Source organism: Desulfomicrobium apsheronum (assembly GCF_900114115.1).
Classification (GTDB): Bacteria; Desulfobacterota; Desulfovibrionia; order Desulfovibrionales; family Desulfomicrobiaceae; genus Desulfomicrobium; species Desulfomicrobium apsheronum.
On the sequence record NZ_FORX01000005.1, the window covers coordinates 210,867 to 230,763 of the forward strand.

The following is a 19,897-nucleotide window of genomic DNA, read 5'->3' on the forward strand; positions in this document are numbered from 1 at the left end:
ATGTGGTCCTCACTGGTCGGTTTTTCTGTGGTGAATGGAAGCGGGAAGCCTAACGTCAAAGCGCGCGCAGTTCAAGTCAGGCTCTTTTGCGCCATGCCCGCCTGCCCAGCACGTTGGCGAAAAGCCGCGCCTGGCTTACGTTCAGGAGCAGGGCCGCCCCCATGTACAGGGCCGCCCAGACGGGAATGAAGAGCAAACAGAACGGGCCGAGCCGGGTGCTCATCCAGCATCCGGCGAGCATGACCAGGCTCAGGGCGAACGAGATGACCATGTCGCGATTCACGCGGAACCAGGCTCCGCAATGCCGCCGCAGCAGGAAACCAAGGAGCACCACGTTGATCCAGGCCGACAGGGACGAGGCCAGGGCCAGGCCCACGTGCCCCAGCACCTGCATGCCGGTGTAGCCGGCAACCACGAAAACGCACAGACTGCCCAGGGCCACGCGCACCGGGGTTTTGGTGTCGCCCAGGGCATAGTAGGCCGAGGCCAGGGAGCGCACGCTCGAAAAGGCGGGCAGCCCGACCACGTAGCCAAGCAGGGCCATGGCCGTGCCATGCACCGCCGCCGAGGAAAACTCCCCGCGTCCGAAGAGCAGGTCCACCAGGGGCAGCGACAATCCGGCCAGGCCCGCGGCGGCGGGCAGGTTCACGAACAGGGTCAGGCCCAGGGAGGTGGACAGTGTTTCGCGGAACTCCGTGCGTTTCTCGGGTGCGGCCAGGATGGACAGCGAAGGCAGGGTGGCCACGCCCACGGCCACGCCGAAAACGCCCAGGGGAAACTGAAAGAGCCGGTCCGCGTAATAGAGGTACGACACGGAGCCCTCAGGCAGAAAGGAGGCCATCCCCGTGCTGATCAGGATGTTGATCTGGTACACGGCCGAGCCCAAAATGGTGGGCAGCATGAGCGTGCCGATGCGCCGCACGCCCGGTCCCGTCGGCTCCACCGGCCCGACCCAGGAAAAGCCCTTGGAGCGCAGGATGGGCTGCTGCAGGAGCCACTGCCCGACCCCGGCCACAAGCACGCCCCAGGCCAGATACACGGCCACGTTTCCGCCGACCTTTATGGCCAGAAGGCTGGCGCTGATGAGCACGATATTGAGAATGCACGGAGCCAGGGCCGGGATGAGAAAATGCCCCATGCTGTTCAGGATGCCCATGCACAGGGCCACTCCGGAGATGAACAGGATGTAGGGAAAGCAGATCTGGACCAGGCTCGCGGTCAGCTCGAAAAGCTCCGGCCGCTTGGCCGCGAAACCCGAGGCGATGAGCAGGGTCACGGCCTTGGGGAAGAGCAGTACGAAAACGGTCAGCAGGCCGAGGATGACCAGCAGCCAAAGCTGGATGGACCTGGCCAGCACAAAGGCCGCCTCGTTGCCCTCGCTCTGCCGGATTTTGACGAAGGTGGGCACGAAGGCCATGGTCAGGGAGCCTTCGGCAAAGAGACTGCGGAGCAGGTTGGGGACACGAAAGGCCACGAAAAACGCGTCGGCCAGCACGGACGCGCCCAGGGCGTAGGCCATGATCAGATCACGCACGAGCCCGAGCACCCGGCTCAGCATGGTGGCGCCGGAAACGATGGATGCGTTCTTGGCGATGGTTCGATTGGTGGACAAGTCAAGCTTCCAGAATGCTAGAGAAATGGGGATCGAACTTCTTGAAACGCCTTTGTTTATCCGCCGGGACCAGACGAGTCCACCAGGATTTGCCGGGAAAAAATCGTGGGCTCCGGGCGCATCACCCGCGCCGAAGCGACCCGCGCCCTAGCCCGCCGCATCCACCATGCCCTGATAGTCCAGAAGAACTATCTCCCGGCCCCGGGCCTCTATCAGTCCATCCTGACACAACCGCGCAAGGACGCGGGAAATGGTCTCCGGCGTGGTCCCCAGAATCTTGGCCACTTCCTGCCGGGAGACCGAGAGAGTCACACGGGGGGCGGCCTCGCCCCGGACCCGTACGGCATGCAGCAGAAAGGACGCCACGCGCTGATGGATGCTGCGCAAGGCCAGGTCCTCGATCATTTGATATGAATGCATCAGGCGGGTGTTGAGCACGAGCACGATATTGAGCAGCACCTGGGGCGAAAGGCGCAGCTGCCGCGCCATGCTCTCTCCGGAAAAGGCGATCACCTCGCAGGCCGTCATGGTCAGGGCGCTGACCGGCAGGACCTTGGCCCCGTAAAGCGTGCACAGGCAAAAAGGGTCGCCCTGCTCCACCAGATAGACCGTCTGGTCCCGTCCTTCGGCCGTGCTGCGGAAAAGTTTGAGCATGCCTGAATGCAGCACATGAAAACGTCTGGCCTCGTCGCCCTGGTGAAACACGAACTCACCGGGAGCAAAGGTTTTCCAGACCGCATCCCGCGCCAGTCCGGCCAGTTCCTGGGGGGAGAGGCCCTGCAACAGGCTCATTTCTTCCAAGGCCCGAATGATTTCCACGCATTTCCCTCCTGAAACTTGACGGCCGTCAAGACGCTTCGGCCGCACCTTGGGTATAAGTTTTCATCAAAATAGAGAACCCCCGCGCCCTGGAACCCGAAGAAGCATCTTTTGCCAAACAGGAGGATGTCATGACTATCGCTCGTCGGCAATTTCTCAAATCAGCCGGTCTGGGCATAGCCGCCATGGCCGCGGCTCCGGCCCATGCATGGGAATCCAAGGCCCCGGACGATCCGCTCGGATGTCTGGTGGACGTGACTCGCTGCATCGGCTGCCGCAAATGCGAGCTGGCCTGCAATCAGGTCAACAACCTGCCCGCGCCCGAGAGCTCCTTCGAGGACATGCGCGTGCTCGACGCCAAGCGCCGCCCCACGGCCGGAGCCTACACGGTCGTGAACCGCTATTATCCGGGGCCTGTCGGAGAACGCGGCGAGCTTGTGCCAAGCTTCGTCAAGGTGCAGTGCATGCACTGCCAGGATCCGGCCTGTGTTTCGGCCTGCGTCACCGGTGCACTGTCCAAAAAAGAGAATGGCACGGTGCACTACGATGTGGACCGGTGCATCGGCTGTCGCTACTGCATGATCGCCTGCCCGTTCGAGATTCCGGCCTACGATTTCCACGATCCTCTCACCCCGCAGGTGCGCAAATGCACCTTCTGTCTCGACCGGCTCGAAGAGGGCAAGAATCCCGGATGCGCCTCCATCTGTCCCACCGAGGCCATAACGTTCGGCAAACGCTCGACGCTTCTGGATCTGGCCCGAGGGCGCATCGAAAACGACCCCAGCCGCTACGAGAACCACATCTACGGCGAACATGAAGGCGGCGGCACGAGCTGGATGTACATCGCGGGCACCCCCTTCGCCAAACTCGGTTTCCCCGGCGTCCCCCTGGAGCCCCTGCCCCGGCGCAGCGAAACCATCCAGCACGCCCTCTTCAGCTACCTCTGGTCCCCCGCCCTGCTCTTCGGTGGGCTGGCCCTGACCATGAAAATGCTCACGGGCGAAAAATCAAATCCGGACAAGGAGTAAGCTCATGCATCACCCTCGACCCATCGACCGTCCCTTCTGGTCCCCGGGCGTCCTGGTCCTGCTCGGAGTCATGCTGGCCGGAGGCGTGGCCCTCATGGTCCGCTTCATCTTCGGCCTGGGCTACGCCACCAATCTCTCCAACACCAACCCCTGGGGCATCTGGATCGGCATGGACGTCGCGTCCGGCGTGGCCCTGGCCGCCGGAGGGTTCACCACCGCCGCCCTGGCCCACATCTTCGGCCGCCATGCCTACGAGGCCGTGACCCGTCCCGCGCTCTTGACCGCCGCCCTGGGTTACACCTTCGTCGCCTTCGCCGTATTTGTCGATATCGGGCGTTCCTGGGCCATCTGGAAACCCGTCTTTTTCCACAATTACAATTCGGCCCTCTTCGAAGTGGCCATGTGCGTCATGATCTACCTGAGCGTGCTCTGGATCGAGATGGTCCCGATCCTGGCTGAAAAATGGGGCTCGAAGATCAGGATCCTGGGCTGGTTCAATCGCAAGCTCTCCTCCTTCATGTGGATTTTCATCGTGCTTGGCGTTGTGCTGTCCTGCATGCATCAGTCGAGCCTCGGCACGCTCATGGTCATCGCCCCGACCAAGATCCACGCCCTGTGGTACACGCCCTTCCTGCCCCTGCTCTTTCTACTCTCGGCCTTCGCGGTGGGCTATCCCATGGTCATCGTCGAAACCAACCTGGCCACCACGTCCCTCGGGCTCTCAAGCGAGATGGAGGTCCTGGCGCCGCTGTCGCGCTTCACCATCGTCACCCTGGGGCTGTACATGTCGCTCAAGCTCTGGGACCTTGTGCATCGCGGAGCCCTGTCCCTGGCCTTTGAAGGAAGCCTCGCGGCCAACAGCTTCCTGGCCGAACTGGGGCTTGGCGTGATCCTGCCCTGGACTCTCCTGCTGTTCCCGTCGGTGCGCAGATCGCGGCGCGGGCTCTTCTTCGCCGCCCTGCTCATTGTCGGCGGCGTGCTGCTCAATCGGGTCAACGTCTTTCTGGTGGCCTACACCCCGCAAACCGGGACAATCCCGTATTTTCCGTCCATCGGCGAAATTCTCGTCACGGCGGGAGCCGTGGCGACGATCATGTTTCTGTACCGGACGCTCGTGACCTTTGCGCCGGTCCTGTCCGCACCCAAGCACGAGGAGATGACGCGATGAAAACATCCAGACGGGCACGACTCACCCTGGCCATGCTCTGCGCGGCCGTCATCATCATCGCGGCTGTGATCCTGCCAGATTTGGCCGTCACGGCTCCGGAACAGGGCAAACCATTGGGGCCAGTGGAGAAAATCCGCACACCTCGCAACCCGAGGCCCGAGGACTGGCAAGCGCCGGATCACGCCGCCGCCCTGGAGCGCGCCAAGGCCCCACGCGAATTCGTGGCCAAGGTCAAGAGCGAGGACCCCAAGCTGCGCCAGATCAGATTCAAGAATCTGGGGCTGGGCGTCGGCGACATCAAATACTCGTACATGATTCTGGACAGTCCGCTGGTCAACACCTTTGAAAATCTCTACGGACCGGCGCGCTTCATGCATTCCAAACACGCCGCCAGCCTCGGCGGCGACTGCGCCCTGTGCCACCACGCCAGCCCCGAAGGATCCGACGCGGGCATCGACAGGCTGTCCGAGACCGTGGCCTGCCGCACCTGCCATCAGGAGTCCTTCAACCCCGCGCACCCGGAACGCATCGGCCTCAAGGCGGCCTACCATCAGCAGTGCATGGGATGTCATGAAGAGATGAACAAAGGTCCCATCGACTGTGTTGGCTGTCACGCCAAGCGCGTCCCCGACCACAAGGATCTGGTCAGGCTCCCCGACGATCCGACCCCCATGGAGGTCACGCAGGAATGTCTGCGCTGCCATCAGAAAGCCGGCGAGGACATGATAAAAAGCGCCCACTGGCTTTGGAAAGGCCCGTCACCCTACACTGTCGAACGCCAGAAGAAGGTCATGAGCGGCAAGGCCACCGACACCCTGAACAACTTCTGCATCGCCCTGCCCTCCAACTGGCCCCGCTGCACCTCCTGTCACGCGGGATACGGGTGGAAGGACGAGACCTTCGACTTCACGGACATGACCAGGGTCGACTGCCTGGTCTGTCACGACGCCACGGACAGCTACCACAAATCCCCGCCCGCGGCGGGCATGCCCGCTCCCGAGGTGGATCTCAAGTTCGTGGCGGAGAACGTCGGCAAGACCAACCGCAACACCTGCGGCAACTGCCATTTCCAGGGCGGCGGCGGGGACGCGGTCAAGCACGCGGACATGTGCGCGGTGCTGCGCTATCCCGAACGCAACTGCGACGTGCACATGGGCGGCTACGATTTCACCTGCACCGATTGCCACGCGGCCGCGAACCACAAGATTCGGGGACGCAGCACCTCCCTGCCCGTGGCCGAGGGCTCGCGCACCTGCGAAGACTGCCACACCAGCAAGCCCCACTACGGGGACAGCATGCTCGACTTTCACCTTAACAAGCACACCGACGCAGTGGCCTGCAACACCTGCCATTCACCCGTCTACTCCAAATGCAAGGCCACCAAGACCTGGTGGGACTGGTCCGAAGCCGGAGACAAGTCACGCGAGCCAGTCAAGGACAAGTATGGCATGGAGGACTACAATTGGATGAAAGGCAGCTTCGAATGGAAGGAGGCCAAAAAACCCGTGTACGCATGGTACAATGGCTACATGGAGCGCCTGCTCCTGGGCGACGTCATCGCCCCCGAGGCCATGGGCTTCGCACCCGGCGACAGCCTGTCCGCCGAAGAGCGCCGCAGCCTCCCCGTGACCAACATCACGGCTCCCGTGGGCAGCATACGGGATCCCTCGTCCAAGATCTTCCCCTTCAAGCTCATGGACGGGATTCAGCCCGCCGACGCCAAGCACAACTATCTCCTGGTTCCGCACCTCTACCCGACATCGCCGGACGACAAATCCGCCTACTGGAAAAACCTCGACTGGCAAAAGGCCTTCGTGGACGGCATGAAGGCGGCCGGGCTGCCCTACAGCGGGGAATACGCCTGGGTACGTACCAACATGTACTGGGGCATCAAGCACGAGGTCATGCCCAAGGAGATGGCCCTGTCCTGCGTGCAGTGCCACGAGAGCCTAAAGGGAGAGAAAACCTGTGATCGATGCCATCAGGACAGGCGCGACGTGGATTTCAAGAAGCTGACCGTATCCGGCACCGACTTTGGCAAGATGCTCTCCCAGGGCCGCGATGTGGCGGAACTGGTCGGCGTCACCGATTACATCGACTTCAAGGCCCTCGGCTACAAGAGCGACCCGATCCTGAGCGGCGGACGTTTCACCAAGCTGCCGCTGGGACGTACCGAACCCTGAACCGAAGCGGCCTCCGGGGACCTTCCCGGAGGCCGCTTTTCCCTCCTCGAAGCATCGCCGTTCATACAAAAATACAGGTCCAAGACCGCAAGCCCGTTCTGGACAGGGTCTCGGTTCCACCGCTACATTGTCCTTCATGAACACCTTACAGCTCCCCACCCTCGCCAAGCTCCTCGTTCTGCTCGTCATTCTCGGAGGCTGCGCCGGTCGCCAACCGGCACCGGGCCTCACGACCTCGTTCTCCATTCCGGACGCCGCCAACCCCAACGCGGTCGAACTAAAAGCCTTCGAGAACATGTATCTTGATGATCCGGAAAAATCCCTTGCCGCGCGCTTTCTGCTGGACAACCTGCCCCCGGCCGACAGGCTGTCCATGGATGCCGATGCGCTGAGCGAAAACCTGGACTATGCATTCCTGGCGCGAGATGCCATGCCCTGGGGCAAAGCAGTGCCCTGGGGCACCTTCCTGCACTACGTCCTGCCGCACCGCGCCAGCCAGGAGCCCTTCCAACCCCACCGGGCCATGCTCTTCGCCGAACTGGCCCCGCTGTGCGCCACGGCCGGAAGCATGGAGGAAGCGCTTGCTCGCGTTGGCAAGTGGTGCGCGCAAAAGGCCCAATACCGCCCCACCTCCCGCCGCGACCTTGGAGTCATGTCCATCCTCGACGCCGGATATGGCCGCTGCGAGGAAACGAACATCCTCTTTCTGGCGGCGGCCCGCGCCGTGGGCCTGCCGGTGCGCCAGGCCATGGTTCCGTGGTGGCAGCATACCGACGGCAACCATGCCTGGGTCGAAGCCTGGACCGGGGACGGCTGGAAATTCCTGGAAAGCGGGACTGAATTTTCCGCCCTGAACCAGACCTGGTTCGCGGCCGAGACGCCACGCATGGCCAAGGTCGTGGCGTATGTCTTTGGCCAGCCCCAGGACCCAGCGGTGTACCGCATGGGTACCGGCTTCGCCCTCGTCGACAACACCTCTGCCTACACGCGGGGCACCCCGGTCCAGGTCAGCGTGCGCATGGCCGACGACCAGCCCGATGCGGGCCGCGACGTGTTCTTCTGCGTCTATTCCCTGGGCGGTCTACGGCCCGTGACCAAGGCCGTCACCAACGACAGCGGCATGGCCAGGGTCGTCCTCGGTCCCGGGATCTTTTTCGTCTCCTGCGTGGCCGACGGCGGTCTCGCCTGGACCCTGCTCGACACCCGGGACATGGACGAAACGCGAGTCCGGCTCCAGGCCGACGCTCCCCGCCCGCTCCCCGAATCCATCCGCTTTTCCCATCCCGGCCCCGCTGAAAACGCTTTCAATATCTCGACGAGCACAAGGCTCAAACGCCTGCGCAAAGAGCGCGAGCAGCGCTGGGAGCCATTTCTGCGCGACCTGCCGGCACCGCTGCGCGAACGTCTGGCCCTTTCGGGAGAGCGCACCCCGCACTGGCTGCGCCTTCTGAATCAGCCCGCCGGTCCGTCCACGCCCTGGCTCGTGCCCATGCTGACCGGCCTCGACGACAAGGACCTGCTGCAAGCCGAACCAGACAGCCTGCCCCGCGACATCGAACTTGCGGCCTTTGCCAGGGAGGCTTCGGCCAAGGCCAAGCTCTCCTATGACGACGAGATCTTCACCCGCTTCGTGCTCTCCTCCAGGCTCCATCTTGAACCATGGTCACCATGGCGCGCCCAGTTGTTTCCGTGGCTCGAAAAATCCATTGGCCTGCCCCTCGAAAAAAAGATGCAGGCCATCCGGACCCGCATCGACGACCTGCCCATCCTGCCGACAACCCTCTTCGGCCCGCCCCTGACCCCAGGGCAAACCCTTGCAGGCGGCTTTTGTTCCTCGACTTCGGACAAGGCGGTGCTGGCTGCGGCAGCCTTGCGCACCATGGGCGTTCCGGCCCGCTGCGCGGTCGATTTCAAGGGCGTGGAGTATTTTGACGGCGCTGACTGGCAATTCTGGGAGATGCAGGCCGCCGTGCCGGCCAGTGGCGCGCTGCACGTCACGGGAGGCACGGACTTGCGCCCCTTGCAGGATTTCGGCGTGGCCGGAATCGATGAGGGCTTCCTGCGCACCCTCGACGACCTGCCCTGGGAAAAAACCCGGGACGGTCTGTCCTGCGCCATGCAACCCGGAGACTACATCCTGCTTGAACCCCGACGCGAGAACAACGGAGTAACGGTCCGGCTGACTCCCTTCAGCGTCACGGACAATGAAACGACGGTCGTTCAGATCGGAGCAGCGTCACAGGAATGAAGCGAATAAAGTCCTCCGCGATTGCAAGACCCCGTGCTTTGCTCTACATCACAACATATTGAAACCCACCGCACGAGGATAGCCACATGGACAGACATATTCTGTTGACCGTAAGTGATGACTTCAGCTCCCTGCAGGCCGTACGATTCGTTGCCGGATTCTTTGCCACCGCCGACTATCCGCAGTTGACCCTCCTCTACGTCGCCCCGAATCCCAAGGCAGGACTGACGGAGGCGGAGATCATCCAGGATTACGGAAACCTGACCCGCAGGGAAACCCAGACCAAGAGCCTGGCCCAGACCGCCCTCGACAGGGCCGAGGAACTGCTTGTGAACAAGCATTTTCCCCGGGCCAACATCCACAAGAAAATCACCTTTAAACAGCTCGGCACGGCCAAGGACATCATTCAGGAAGGCATCGCCGGCATCTATGACGCCATCGCTCTGGGCCGCAGGGGCTTGTCCCGTCTGGAAGAACTTATCAACGAAAGCGTGAGTAAACAAATATTCACCACGCCCATGGAAATTCCACTGTGGATCTGTCGCAGCAACGAAAAACCCGCCCCAAGCGTGCTGCTCTGCACTGACGGCTCTCCCGCCAGCCTACGCTGCGCCGACCATGTCGGTTTCATGCTCGCCAACGCCCCCGAACACGAGATAACCTTGCTGCACGTGGACTGTGGCACATCCCCGGCAGTCCCGGAGGACGCCTTGGCCCAGGCCCGGCGCATGCTCGAAGAAAACGGCGTTGCCGGACGTCGCATTCATCAGAAGATTGTAAAATGCACGAGCATCACGGATACCATCCTGAACATGACCCGGGATGGTGCATATGGCGTCCTGGCCACGGGGCGCACGGGACGGGGAGAAAGCAGAACCCAGCACCTTTTGGGCTCGGTCAGCATGAACCTGCTCAAACAACTCGAATCCACGACCTTGTGGATCTGCCACTAGGAACTAAAAAACCCCCGCGCCATCTCCGGACACGGGGGTTTCATCGCTCATCGCCACGCTCTACGCGAAAAGCATGTCGTGAATCGCGGCCACCACGGGCTGGGGCACCGCGTCTTCCAGAAAAATCTCATACTTCGTGGCCGTGCTGCTGATGGCCAGAACGCGGTTCCCGGACTCTTCCAGGCGAGCCAGCACCGCGCTGATCCGGTCGCGCTGCGCCGCCACCCGCGAACCGATGAGGGACAGACTCACGCACGGGACACCTTCCAGGGCTCCGGCATTTTTTTCGTCCACGATGACGACACGCAGCCCCTCCACGGACTGGCACAACCGGCAGTCCGGAGGCAGCGGCACGCCCGCTTCACAGGCGATCCAGCGCAGACGGTCATGATAGACCATGGCCTGCAGGGTATCGCGGTTCAGATTCCCGCTCGAAACGATGGTTCCGATGAGCCCGGAACTGCTGGACCCGGCGGCGATGCGCACCCCCAGACGGCGGGCATACTCCACTGCGTCGTCCTTCAAGACCTTGGCCCCGGCGGCGGACATCTCAAGCATGGTCTCGTAATCCACGGTGTCCAAACGACGGGCCGAGGGCGCAAGACGCGGGTCCGAGGTATAGACCCCGTCCACATCCGAATAGATCTCGCACACGTCGGCCGAAAGAGCCGCCGCCACCGCCACGGCCGTGGTGTCCGAGCCGCCCCGGCCAAGGGTGGTGATCTCCCTGGCCGTGGACACGCCCTGAAATCCGGCCACGACGACCACGCGGCCCTGATCCAGAGCCTCACGCAGGCGGTCGCCCTTTATCTCCAGAACCCTCGCGTCCCCGTGATTGCAGTCGGTGATCAGCCCTATCTGCGAGCCGGTGAAAGACACTGCCAGGCCTGGCCTGATGCCGTTTATGGCGATGCTCATCATGGCGATGGAAATGCGCTCACCGGCCGAGACGAGCATGTCCATTTCGCGCGGGTCGGGGTTTTGGGCCAGCTCCCGGGCCTGCCCGACCAGCGCGTCGGTGCTCTTGCCCATGGCCGAGACCACAACGACCACTTTGTCCCCGCTCTCGTGACGGGCTACGATACGCCGCGCCAGATCCCGGATCTTGTCCGGGGTGGCCACGCTGCTGCCTCCGTATTTCTGAACGACAAGGGCCATGCTTTTCTCCTTATTTCGCCATTTTCACGATGCGCGGCAAAAAAGTTCCGCGAATACGCACCAGATCGGCCTGCGCGGCCATGACTTCCCGTATGTCCTTGTAGGCCATGGGCACTTCGTCGAGCCCTCCGGACAGGAGCCGCACCCCGCGCTCCTTGAGGACATGCTCCAGATCGGACCTGCGAAAGCGCGCAAGGGCCTCCTTGCGGCTCATGACCCGGCCAGCGCCGTGGGCCGCCGAGCACAGGGACATCGGATTGCCCAGGCCCTCGACCACAAAGGCCGGATCGACCATGGTGCCGGGAATGATCCCGTATACATCCCGACCGGCCGGGGTCGCGCCCTTGCGATGCACGATGACCTCACGTCCGTCGTGAATCTCTCGCCAGGCGAAATTGTGGTGGTTCTCGATGCTGCGCATGGGCGTCAAGCCCAGGCTCCCGGCCACGGCGGCATGGATAAGGGCGTGGCTCGCCGCGCTGTACCGGCCCATGAGCTCCATGGCGGCCCAGTATTCGCGCCCTTCGTCCGTATCCAGCCCAAGCCAGGCCAGATGTCCGAGGGCGCGCGGCAGCTCCGGATGCAGGCGTCTGGCCAGCGCGCTGTAGTGCTTGGCCACCTCCCCGCCCGTGCCCCGGCTGCCGCTGTGGGACATGAGGGCCAGGTACGTCCCTTCGGGCAGGCCCGGCATGGCCCCGGGCACATCCAGTATACCCCACTCGACGAAATGATTACCCGAGCTTTCCCGGATTAATAAATATTGTCAAAGATGGACAATAATGACATAACATCTCAAAAAAAGAGGATATTTTATGGAGATAATTTCCATTAATAACCAAAATAGCACCCTGACAATTATCAGCCGTGGACAGCTACGCGTTACTACTGAGGAATGGACCAGCCCAACAGAGCACTTCGAACGCCTTCAAGGCAACGCGTTGGAACTGCTCCTAGTACCTGCAATGAGGTCAGGGAAATGGGAGTACAAAAGATCGCTCTTGTTATTTGACTACCTCTTGCGAGTAATTGATGAACCCCTAATATCGTCTGCCAGTGATTTGTTTTCAATTCGCTTTCGGACTTTGCAATCGCTGTTTTATGGAGCCCTTGGCTCTGAACGGTTTATCAACATCTCCAAGATTAGCCGAATTAAATTAGCATATAATTTTTACAGTTTACTCAAGCGAGTTAACACACCAGTTTTATTAGCAACCCACAAGCCAAAAGCAGCGGTGAAGATTCCAGAAGACTTAGTACAGGCATTCGAGAAAATTGAACTCAACGAAGTGCAGGTAGACAAGCTTCGCCCATATTTCCTGACGACAAAATCCGGAACTGAATACAACGTCCTTCTAAAGGATATGATTCCAGTTATGGGGAAATCATTTACAAATACATTTTTTGATGGACTAAAAACAATCGCTCGGTCTAAAGCCAAGGATACCGGACTTAGAGACTTCGGTACAACATTTGCTCAATTCGTTAGCCACATTTCTGCCAAAAATCAACCTATCACACCAAAGCTTCTTACTGATCCATCGTATGTTCAAACGTTCTTGATCGATTTCATGGAGTATCATTTTATGAAAATGGTGCGTCGCAAAGCTGCTGTACAAGAAGCAACCATTGGATCGCTTCAGAAATTATGGAGCCGTTATAGAATCTACTGGAGCTCACTTGCCTCTCAAAAAATCGTAGCCTATCCAATGAATGCCTTCCCGTCTGGCAATCCAAAATTACTATCGTCCGATTCGATCAGACACCGCAAAGTCAATACGGATACGACTGGCAATACCACGATCATTACCGAAAAACTGATCACCGCCGTCCCACTTCACATCACCGACGAAGAAGCCACAAAGCTCATTTTCGTACAACTGAAGAACGATTTCATTAAGGTTCAAACATGGCTACGCGAACATCTAAATTCATTCTTCGATGACTATAAAGCTGGTCAAAAACTTGCTTCAGAAGTGCTAGAACTTCCGTCAGACGACCAAGTTGAACGAGCGACAAGGTCTAGCTCAAAAAAACCTAGCTTACCGCTTGCTATTAAGTACTTCAATGAGGTGCATGGCGGATATACAGATACCTCCCGCTTTCCAACCCCCGTCTACCCAAACTTAGAAGCGCGTTGTCGTGTCTCCAAAGAGCGCCTTTCGCGTTACCTAGGGATACCAAGCCGCCAGGAGGCAATGGCGTTTATGGCATTGCTCGCGTCGCACGATGGCCGGTTCTCTGAATCAGCAATAGCGACCGCTAAACTACTCGATAGCAATGGTAACCGAATCAATGCTGTTGAAACCGACGCTGGTATAATTCTCACCGTACTCAAGGAACGCAATGCGGGTGACGGTTGGCATGACGTAGTCCTGAAAGGAGAAGCCAAAGACTTAGTTAAGAAATGGATTCATGTAACAACTCCTTTACGAAACCACATGATGCATAATAAGGTTAAAGGATGGCAAAATATTGTTATTTACACAGGGAATTATTTAGGCTCACCTGCGCATTTTTCCCGCAGTAGTAACATTAATTCAACTTTTCGAAATTTTGCATTGAACTATAAGTTTCGACTAGGAAACCTAGCAAATCAAGTGACCATCCCGCGCATTCGGTCTACCCGTGCAGTTCTCGTCTTTCTTGAGAGTATGAACCTCGCAAAGATGGCTAAAGAACTGGGCAACACAAATGAGACATCTCTGAGACATTATCTGCCTGATTCGCTTTGGGAATACTTCACTACGCGCTGGATACGAATATTCCAAAACCTACTCATCGTCGAGGCCACCAGAGACACTCATTACATGCAAAAAGCCCTACACTTCAGCAGCGCTGCCGAAATGGACGAGTTCCTAAAGAATCACGCTGTAATTCCGCTCATTCCAACGAATAGCGAACTCTCGGATGCCTCGACTGATGCTGATTCAGAACGAAAAGCAGACGAACTAATGGTTGCAGCAAGCCCAGGAATATTTACCACACTTTTATCCATTTCCGAAGCTTCAAGACTAGTGGTCGGCCAGGGAATCCAACTATCGCCACAAGCCGTTTATTGGACGGAATTCACGCAAAGACTGAGAACGCATATCGAGAGTAGTGATTTTTGCGACCATAGTATTAAACAGATGATGCGTGCCGCGTTAGTTAACGCCAACCCAGCAAACTTCATTGAGGTAGTTCGTGGCTAGACAACTCCCTAAAGAGCTAGATTTCATCCAAAAATACCGGATCTCAAACCATGACTTGGAATATGCTAAATGGCGTATCTCGGACTTTGATGCTGATAAATGGGAATGCTCATTCGGCTATAAGACGTTCTACATCATTGATTTCAGAAAAGTCCTTAATGATGGAAGCTTGCTGACAAATCCAAAGAATCGAGCTCTACTCAATAATATTAAGCGATTCATATGCCTGCAAACACACCCATTACTCACTGGAAGCATTTCTGTTTCAAAAAAAACCTCGCTACAGCGTGTTTCAATAGCATTACAAATAATAGACTATTTTTTACTACAAGGATCATATCTTAAAATTTCTTCGAACGGATTTAGCAATATAACAAAAGATGATATTGTGATGTTTATCGACACTATTACAAAAAATCAATCCATCAAAATCAGCATTTACCAGCCAAAAAAATGGATTGTTTCGTTTTTGAAAAATATCAAATTATCCACAAAAAAACTTGCATGGACACAAGCAACCTATCCAGACCTCTTCGAATTTGGAGGCTTGGATTCAGACTGTTTACTCACAAAAGACCAGCTTATAAATGCCCGGGCATGGCTAAAACTTCACAATTACTACCATCAAGCAATCCAGAGTGAAGGTAGCGAATTCAAATACCGTGTCCAACGAAATAATTTGCTAACACTTATTATTGGAAACCGTGTCCTCTGCAACTTAAAATTCAAAAGACTCCAGCTAGAGGGATTAGATGTTGCCCCCAGCCATTGCTATGTCCAAGAATTACCAGCTGTTCCTGTTAGCAATATTGATGAAGACGAACGAGCCTCCACTGAATTTGTCGGCATCTATATCAGCGCATTAAAAAGCATGCGAATCGCTTCTCAAAACGGATCAGAACTCATTTCAGACCATGCTTTAACTGTAATAGAAAACACAGAGTTACTTCGATACGAGAGAACAAAGGAAAGGACACGATTTACAACTATCCCTTTTGATATTGTAAATATAATATTTGGAAAATCAATTGAATTTTATATTGAATATGGCGCAAACTTAATTGATTACTACATCGCACTAGCAGCTACAGGAGACAATATCCGCGAGTTGCCCATTCCTATTCCTAACAAACTGAAAAAACTTGGAATCAGCGCTTGGAGATTACCAGTCGACACGCCAACTGATTTCTTTCAACAACTCAGGAGTGGGAGCAGCCTTTACAATATGCTTGAGGTGCTGTACGGGGCCATTGGCATCCTGGTGAACACCCTAATGGCCAGAAGAGCTTCCGAACTGGATGAACTTACCCAGGAATGCATTGTTAAAGATTCTGACAGATATTTCCTTGCTTTCAATTTGAGAAAAGCAAACGTTCTTGAACACCGGCAACGATCGCTCCGCCCTCTTCCACATATTGCTGCCGAAGCCCTACAACTTTTGGCAAGGCTATCTAATACCCTACAAAAACTTGGCTACACAACAAACAAATACCTATTTGGCTTTCCTTTCAGTGCGTATTTCTTAAATTCGTCACTTTACGGCACGGCACAACCTGAATTAAGACGATGTTTCAATAGGTTTTGTGACTACTTCCAAATACCTACTGATGATCAAGGTCGAAGATACTACGTCAGGCAGCATCAACTTCGTCGAAACTTTGCACTTTTGTTTTTTTTGGAAAGGATCTTTTGGCGGCGTAGAGGTACTTCGACATTTTTTAGGGCACACCAAACCTTCGATGACATACAACTATGTAACAGAATCTATCCCAGGAAAAATACTTAAAAGAGTAAAAGCAACAGTTGCTAAAGACATGATAAAAGCCAACCATGAGGCAACAGAAGGATTCGCAAAACTAATTTGCGATAGGTATGGAATTACACTTAACCAGTTACACATACTTCCGGAACAAGATGTGGTCAATTACGTCGAAGATCTAATAGCATCTGGCGACGCCGTAGTGGAACCGGAGTTTATCGAAGGCCCCAATGGGGAGGAATACCGTATCATTTATAGGATTATCGACAAATCGATGCCAAAAATTGAGGCCTGACATGGTAAGACATCAATACGAAACATCCCTCCCAAAGTCTGCATCAGTACGCAATGAATACGAACTACTTCAAAAATTAGTTCACGAACTAGGATCCGTCGATCAGACCCTACGGGAAACAATTGCTTCAGCTTTGGTTTCACAAAGCGACCTTGCAGCCTTTGAACACTTCGATACAGGTATCGTCGGAATGTCCCTGAACACGCACAAGGCAATCGCCGACCAAGTCATCGAAGGCGGATACAAGACCTTAAACGAATACCGGAGGGCTGCTCTCCAAAAGCTAAGGGAGTTTGAGCGAAGAAAAGAAGGTCCCGGACGAGGGACAATTAATTGGTACAAGATTGCACTGGCAGAGAAGAACGAAAAACTTATCAGGGTGGCTAACGACATCGCACTCATGAGCCAGCGTCTCGATGAAGTCCTGGCGCTTGCGCAGCAGATGGCCGCAAAGGCAAGTATGCTAGATGAATTTCAAAAGCAACGTGACGAGTTGCTACGAAAATTTTAAACAATTGACACTTAATCCACAATGACTCCTCAGAGCAAACTTTACCTCATAACTTCTGGAGATTGCCGCCTACCGTTGCACGCAGGCCAAGGCGGTGTCGTTACTTATCCCGCACACGACATTCCCCAACTTTTATGGCCAGATGGGACTATCTGTTGGCTAGCGAATATCTTCTTGCTAAACGGATACCGGAAAGGACGCTCCAGGAAGAACAAAGGGGGAACGCTATTGACTTGGGCAAAAAATCTGAGCCACTTGATTCGATGGTGCTACCAAAACAAAATCGATTTTATAGATCTTACGGATAGTCATTTTAAAATGTTCATTAATACTCTTCTCATTGAGAAGGATACCGAGCAACCCTCTGAAAAAAGACGCTCCGAGCAACAGGTAACAACCATCTGCTCAACCGTTTTAAATTTCCTTGCGTTTCTTGATGGTAAATATCCTGGCTTAAATCTTCTTGGGCCTACTGGACGGATTCGGGCAGAGCAAAAGACATTTAAAATCATGACCGGAAGGAGCGGCACGACAATCAATCGAACAAGCTGGGTGCATGAATGCGTACCGCGTCACAGAAAAACCAGACGGCGTCAGCCCATCTCAACATCGGCGGTGAATCGACTCTACGAAGCAAACGTGACACTTAACGCAACGCCACTTGTATCCAGACGACGGTACATCATGCTCCGCCTCCTTGAAATTACTGGTGGTCGGCGCATTGAGATATCCCAAATAAAGGTTAAAGATATCGAAGAGGCTATAAAGACAGGTGAGTTGAAGTTGTTCAGCGCAAAGCAATCTCGGCATGAGGCCTATCGCTTCGTGCCTGTTACGCAAACTGACCTAAAAGACTTACAGTCCTTCATAAAACACTACCGACAAAGGGTGATTCGAAAAACCATTGGCCACACTAATGACCATAGCATGCTCTTCATTAATAATGATAATGGCCTACCTCTTGAAATTGATACGCTTGGAACGGAATTCTATTTATTGAGAAAGGCAGCAGGCATCATAGATGAAGAAGCATGCCTACACGCGTTCAGACACCGCTATATAACGAACATTTTTCGCAATCTTATCAAAACTCATCGCTACCAAAGCGAAGGAGATCTCCGCAGCGCTCTCCTTTCAACTGAAACGTTAAAGCTCAAAGTGATGGAATGGACTGGGCACAGCAACATTGACTCACTCGATCGTTACATACATCTTGCTTTTGAAGCTGAATCTAACTTTCAGAATACAATGAATCTAATAAAGGGTAAGAACGTAATTGACTCTTTACGCGTCATACTCAAAGAATATAGCTGTCAGTTCAAAATTTCAAGCAGGACGCCAGAATTAATCGCATCTCTATCAGGCGTAGTTGACGAAGCGGCCTCCGAGTTAGAGAAACTGCTTAAGGCATCAGAGGAGTCTTGCGATTCGTAACCTGATCAAAAGCAACCCGTCTGCCGGGATGGTACCAAAATTGGAATCTGAAGGCGGCTCAGACCTCTGATATTTTTTGGAGGGCCACATCGTACAAACTGACAATATTAGCAAGCACAGTATACTGCAATATATTGAATATTTACAAATATCTAACAATATTTTGCTTCCCGTCTTCTTAAAAATTCCGCCCGAACACTTCTGTCCGTTGCCTGAAAACCTGAACCGTGAAAAAAATGGTTCCTCGCTGTTTCAAGTGGGTAGGGCAAATTTAAGCCTCCCCCCGATGAGGTAGATCATGGCGATCAGGTTTCGAGTCGATCGATAGCCCCGCGCCCTGGATTTCGCGGATTGAACCAGGCTGTTGAGCCCTTCCAGGATGCCGTTGCTGATCCCGGAGGTGAACCAACGCAATATACCGTTCCAGTGTCGTTTAATTGTGGCCGCGGCCTTTTTCATGGGCTCCAGTCGGCTGTGCGTGGCCCAGAAGTACCATTTCTTTAGGAACGCTTCTGACTGCTCCACTGGCTGCGTGAACAGCTCCTGGAAATTGAGCTTCAGATGATAGGCGCGGGTTGTCTTCAGGTTGAGTTTGGGCAGGCTGAGTTCTTTGAGACGTTCGGCCTGGCTAGCCTTGAGATTCACAGGATTTTTGAGCCAGACATGACGACTTTTGGAGAGTTCCGGACGGTCCCTCTGCTCGACGCGGCGGACCTCGTCCACCGCCTCGTTGATAATTTTCATGATGTGAAATTTGTCGAATGTGATTTGAGCTTTGGGAAAGTGTTCCCGGATTCCGCCAATGAACGCTTGAGACATGTCGCAGCAGGCTTCCTCAACGCGTTCTGGACAACCGCCATGTGCCGAGAAATCCTGCTTGAAGCACTCAACGGTTGAAGAATCCTTGCCCTCGGTGGCGAAGATGACTTTGCGGTCTTCCAGATCCACGAACAGGCTCACATAGTTGTGGCCACGCTTGCAGGCGGTTTCATCGACGCCGAACCGTGTGATCTCCGAGAAATCAGCTCGCTCACGGGCTTGGTCCACGTAATGGTGCACGATGCGCCACAAACGCGTGTCATGCTCGCCAACATAGGCGGCGACGGTCTTGACCGGCATGGCTTTGACGAGGGTCATGATCATGGCCTCGAACAGTAGCGTGAAGCCGCTTCCTGGTCGGGCCCATGGAACAGGCAGGAGCTTGGCTCCGCACTTGCCACATCCAACCCGAGGGACTTTTGCCGAAAGGTAGGCCTCATGCTGGAAAAAGTTCAGATGACGCCATGTCTTCTCAACGGTGTCGTGAGCCTTGAGACCCATTTGACCGCATTCGGGGCAAGCGAACATGCTGCCGCGAGGAAAGCCAAGTCTGATGTCGAGGCGCTTTTGTTGCGGGTCGAATTCGCAAGAAACCACCTCCCACGGAGGGGTTAAGCCAAGGGCCAGTTGGAAAAGGTCGGTGTCTTTCATAGGCGAACGAATTACCCGGATGTGGTCAGGGGTTCAAGGCTCCTACCCACTTGAAACAGCGAGGAACC

Annotated in this window: 14 protein-coding genes; 9 read left to right on the forward strand and 5 right to left on the reverse strand. The window is 55.7% G+C overall.

The window, feature by feature from the left end; genetic code table 11:
- Positions 1-76 precede the first annotated feature (76 nt).
- Positions 77-1,612, reverse strand: a complete 1,536-nt coding sequence (gene murJ / locus BMZ40_RS07660; protein ID WP_092373709.1) for a murein biosynthesis integral membrane protein MurJ — start codon at positions 1,610-1,612, stop codon at positions 77-79.
- Between the two features lie 147 nt (positions 1,613-1,759).
- Positions 1,760-2,431: a Crp/Fnr family transcriptional regulator gene (locus BMZ40_RS07665; protein WP_092373711.1), complete on the reverse strand. Its 672-nt coding sequence runs from the start codon at positions 2,429-2,431 to the stop codon at positions 1,760-1,762.
- Between the two features lie 131 nt (positions 2,432-2,562).
- On the opposite strand from BMZ40_RS07665, the gene BMZ40_RS07670 reads away from it, so the two are divergent.
- The 5 genes from BMZ40_RS07670 (at position 2,563) to BMZ40_RS07690 (ending at position 10,011) form a co-directional block, all read left to right on the forward strand.
- Positions 2,563-3,459, forward strand: a complete 897-nt coding sequence (locus tag BMZ40_RS07670; RefSeq protein ID WP_092373713.1) for a 4Fe-4S dicluster domain-containing protein — start codon at positions 2,563-2,565, stop codon at positions 3,457-3,459.
- A 4-nt stretch (positions 3,460-3,463) separates the two neighbouring features.
- The gene (gene nrfD / locus BMZ40_RS07675; RefSeq protein WP_092373715.1) at positions 3,464-4,627 is read left to right on the forward strand and encodes an NrfD/PsrC family molybdoenzyme membrane anchor subunit; all 1,164 of its coding nucleotides are present in this window, start codon (positions 3,464-3,466) and stop codon (positions 4,625-4,627) included.
- Entirely contained in the window at positions 4,624-6,810 is a 2,187-nt protein-coding gene (locus tag BMZ40_RS07680; RefSeq protein ID WP_218143750.1) for a tetrathionate reductase family octaheme c-type cytochrome, read from the forward strand. Before nrfD ends, BMZ40_RS07680 begins: the two co-directional genes overlap by 4 nt.
- Positions 6,811-6,946: 136 nt before the next feature.
- Positions 6,947-9,058, forward strand: a complete 2,112-nt coding sequence (locus BMZ40_RS07685; protein ID WP_092373717.1) for a transglutaminase domain-containing protein — start codon at positions 6,947-6,949, stop codon at positions 9,056-9,058.
- A gap of 86 nt (positions 9,059-9,144) precedes the next feature.
- A complete protein-coding gene (locus BMZ40_RS07690; protein ID WP_092373719.1) occupies positions 9,145-10,011 on the forward strand; it encodes a universal stress protein in 867 nt (288 codons plus the stop codon).
- Positions 10,012-10,071: 60 nt separating this feature from the next.
- Here BMZ40_RS07690 and BMZ40_RS07695 read toward each other — a convergent pair whose 3' ends face one another.
- Both BMZ40_RS07695 and BMZ40_RS07700 read right to left on the reverse strand, forming a co-directional pair.
- The gene (locus tag BMZ40_RS07695; protein WP_092373721.1) at positions 10,072-11,169 is read right to left on the reverse strand and encodes an aspartate kinase; all 1,098 of its coding nucleotides are present in this window, start codon (positions 11,167-11,169) and stop codon (positions 10,072-10,074) included.
- Between the two features lie 10 nt (positions 11,170-11,179).
- Positions 11,180-11,920: an RtcB family protein gene (locus BMZ40_RS07700; protein ID WP_281243776.1), complete on the reverse strand. Its 741-nt coding sequence runs from the start codon at positions 11,918-11,920 to the stop codon at positions 11,180-11,182.
- A 61-nt stretch (positions 11,921-11,981) separates the two neighbouring features.
- Between BMZ40_RS07700 and BMZ40_RS07705 the strand changes: the two genes are divergently transcribed.
- From BMZ40_RS07705 to BMZ40_RS07725, 4 genes are all read left to right on the forward strand, one after another.
- Positions 11,982-14,360 (forward strand): hypothetical protein, encoded by a 2,379-nt coding sequence (locus tag BMZ40_RS07705; protein ID WP_092373723.1) that lies wholly within the window; start codon positions 11,982-11,984, stop codon positions 14,358-14,360.
- On the forward strand, positions 14,353-16,146 hold the full coding sequence (locus tag BMZ40_RS07710; RefSeq protein WP_092373726.1) for a hypothetical protein: 1,794 nt from the start codon (positions 14,353-14,355) through the stop codon (positions 16,144-16,146). Before BMZ40_RS07705 ends, BMZ40_RS07710 begins: the two co-directional genes overlap by 8 nt.
- Before the next feature lie 269 nt (positions 16,147-16,415).
- Positions 16,416-16,925, forward strand: a complete 510-nt coding sequence (locus tag BMZ40_RS07720; protein ID WP_092373730.1) for a hypothetical protein — start codon at positions 16,416-16,418, stop codon at positions 16,923-16,925.
- A 75-nt stretch (positions 16,926-17,000) separates the two neighbouring features.
- Complete coding sequence (locus tag BMZ40_RS07725; RefSeq protein WP_177193070.1) at positions 17,001-18,359, forward strand: tyrosine-type recombinase/integrase; 1,359 nt, start codon at positions 17,001-17,003, stop codon at positions 18,357-18,359.
- 252 nt (positions 18,360-18,611) lie between these two features.
- Here the strand turns inward: BMZ40_RS07725 and BMZ40_RS07730 are convergent, their stop codons facing one another.
- Positions 18,612-19,829 (reverse strand): ISL3 family transposase, encoded by a 1,218-nt coding sequence (locus BMZ40_RS07730; protein WP_092373734.1) that lies wholly within the window; start codon positions 19,827-19,829, stop codon positions 18,612-18,614.
- Between the last annotated feature and the right edge of the window lie 68 nt (positions 19,830-19,897).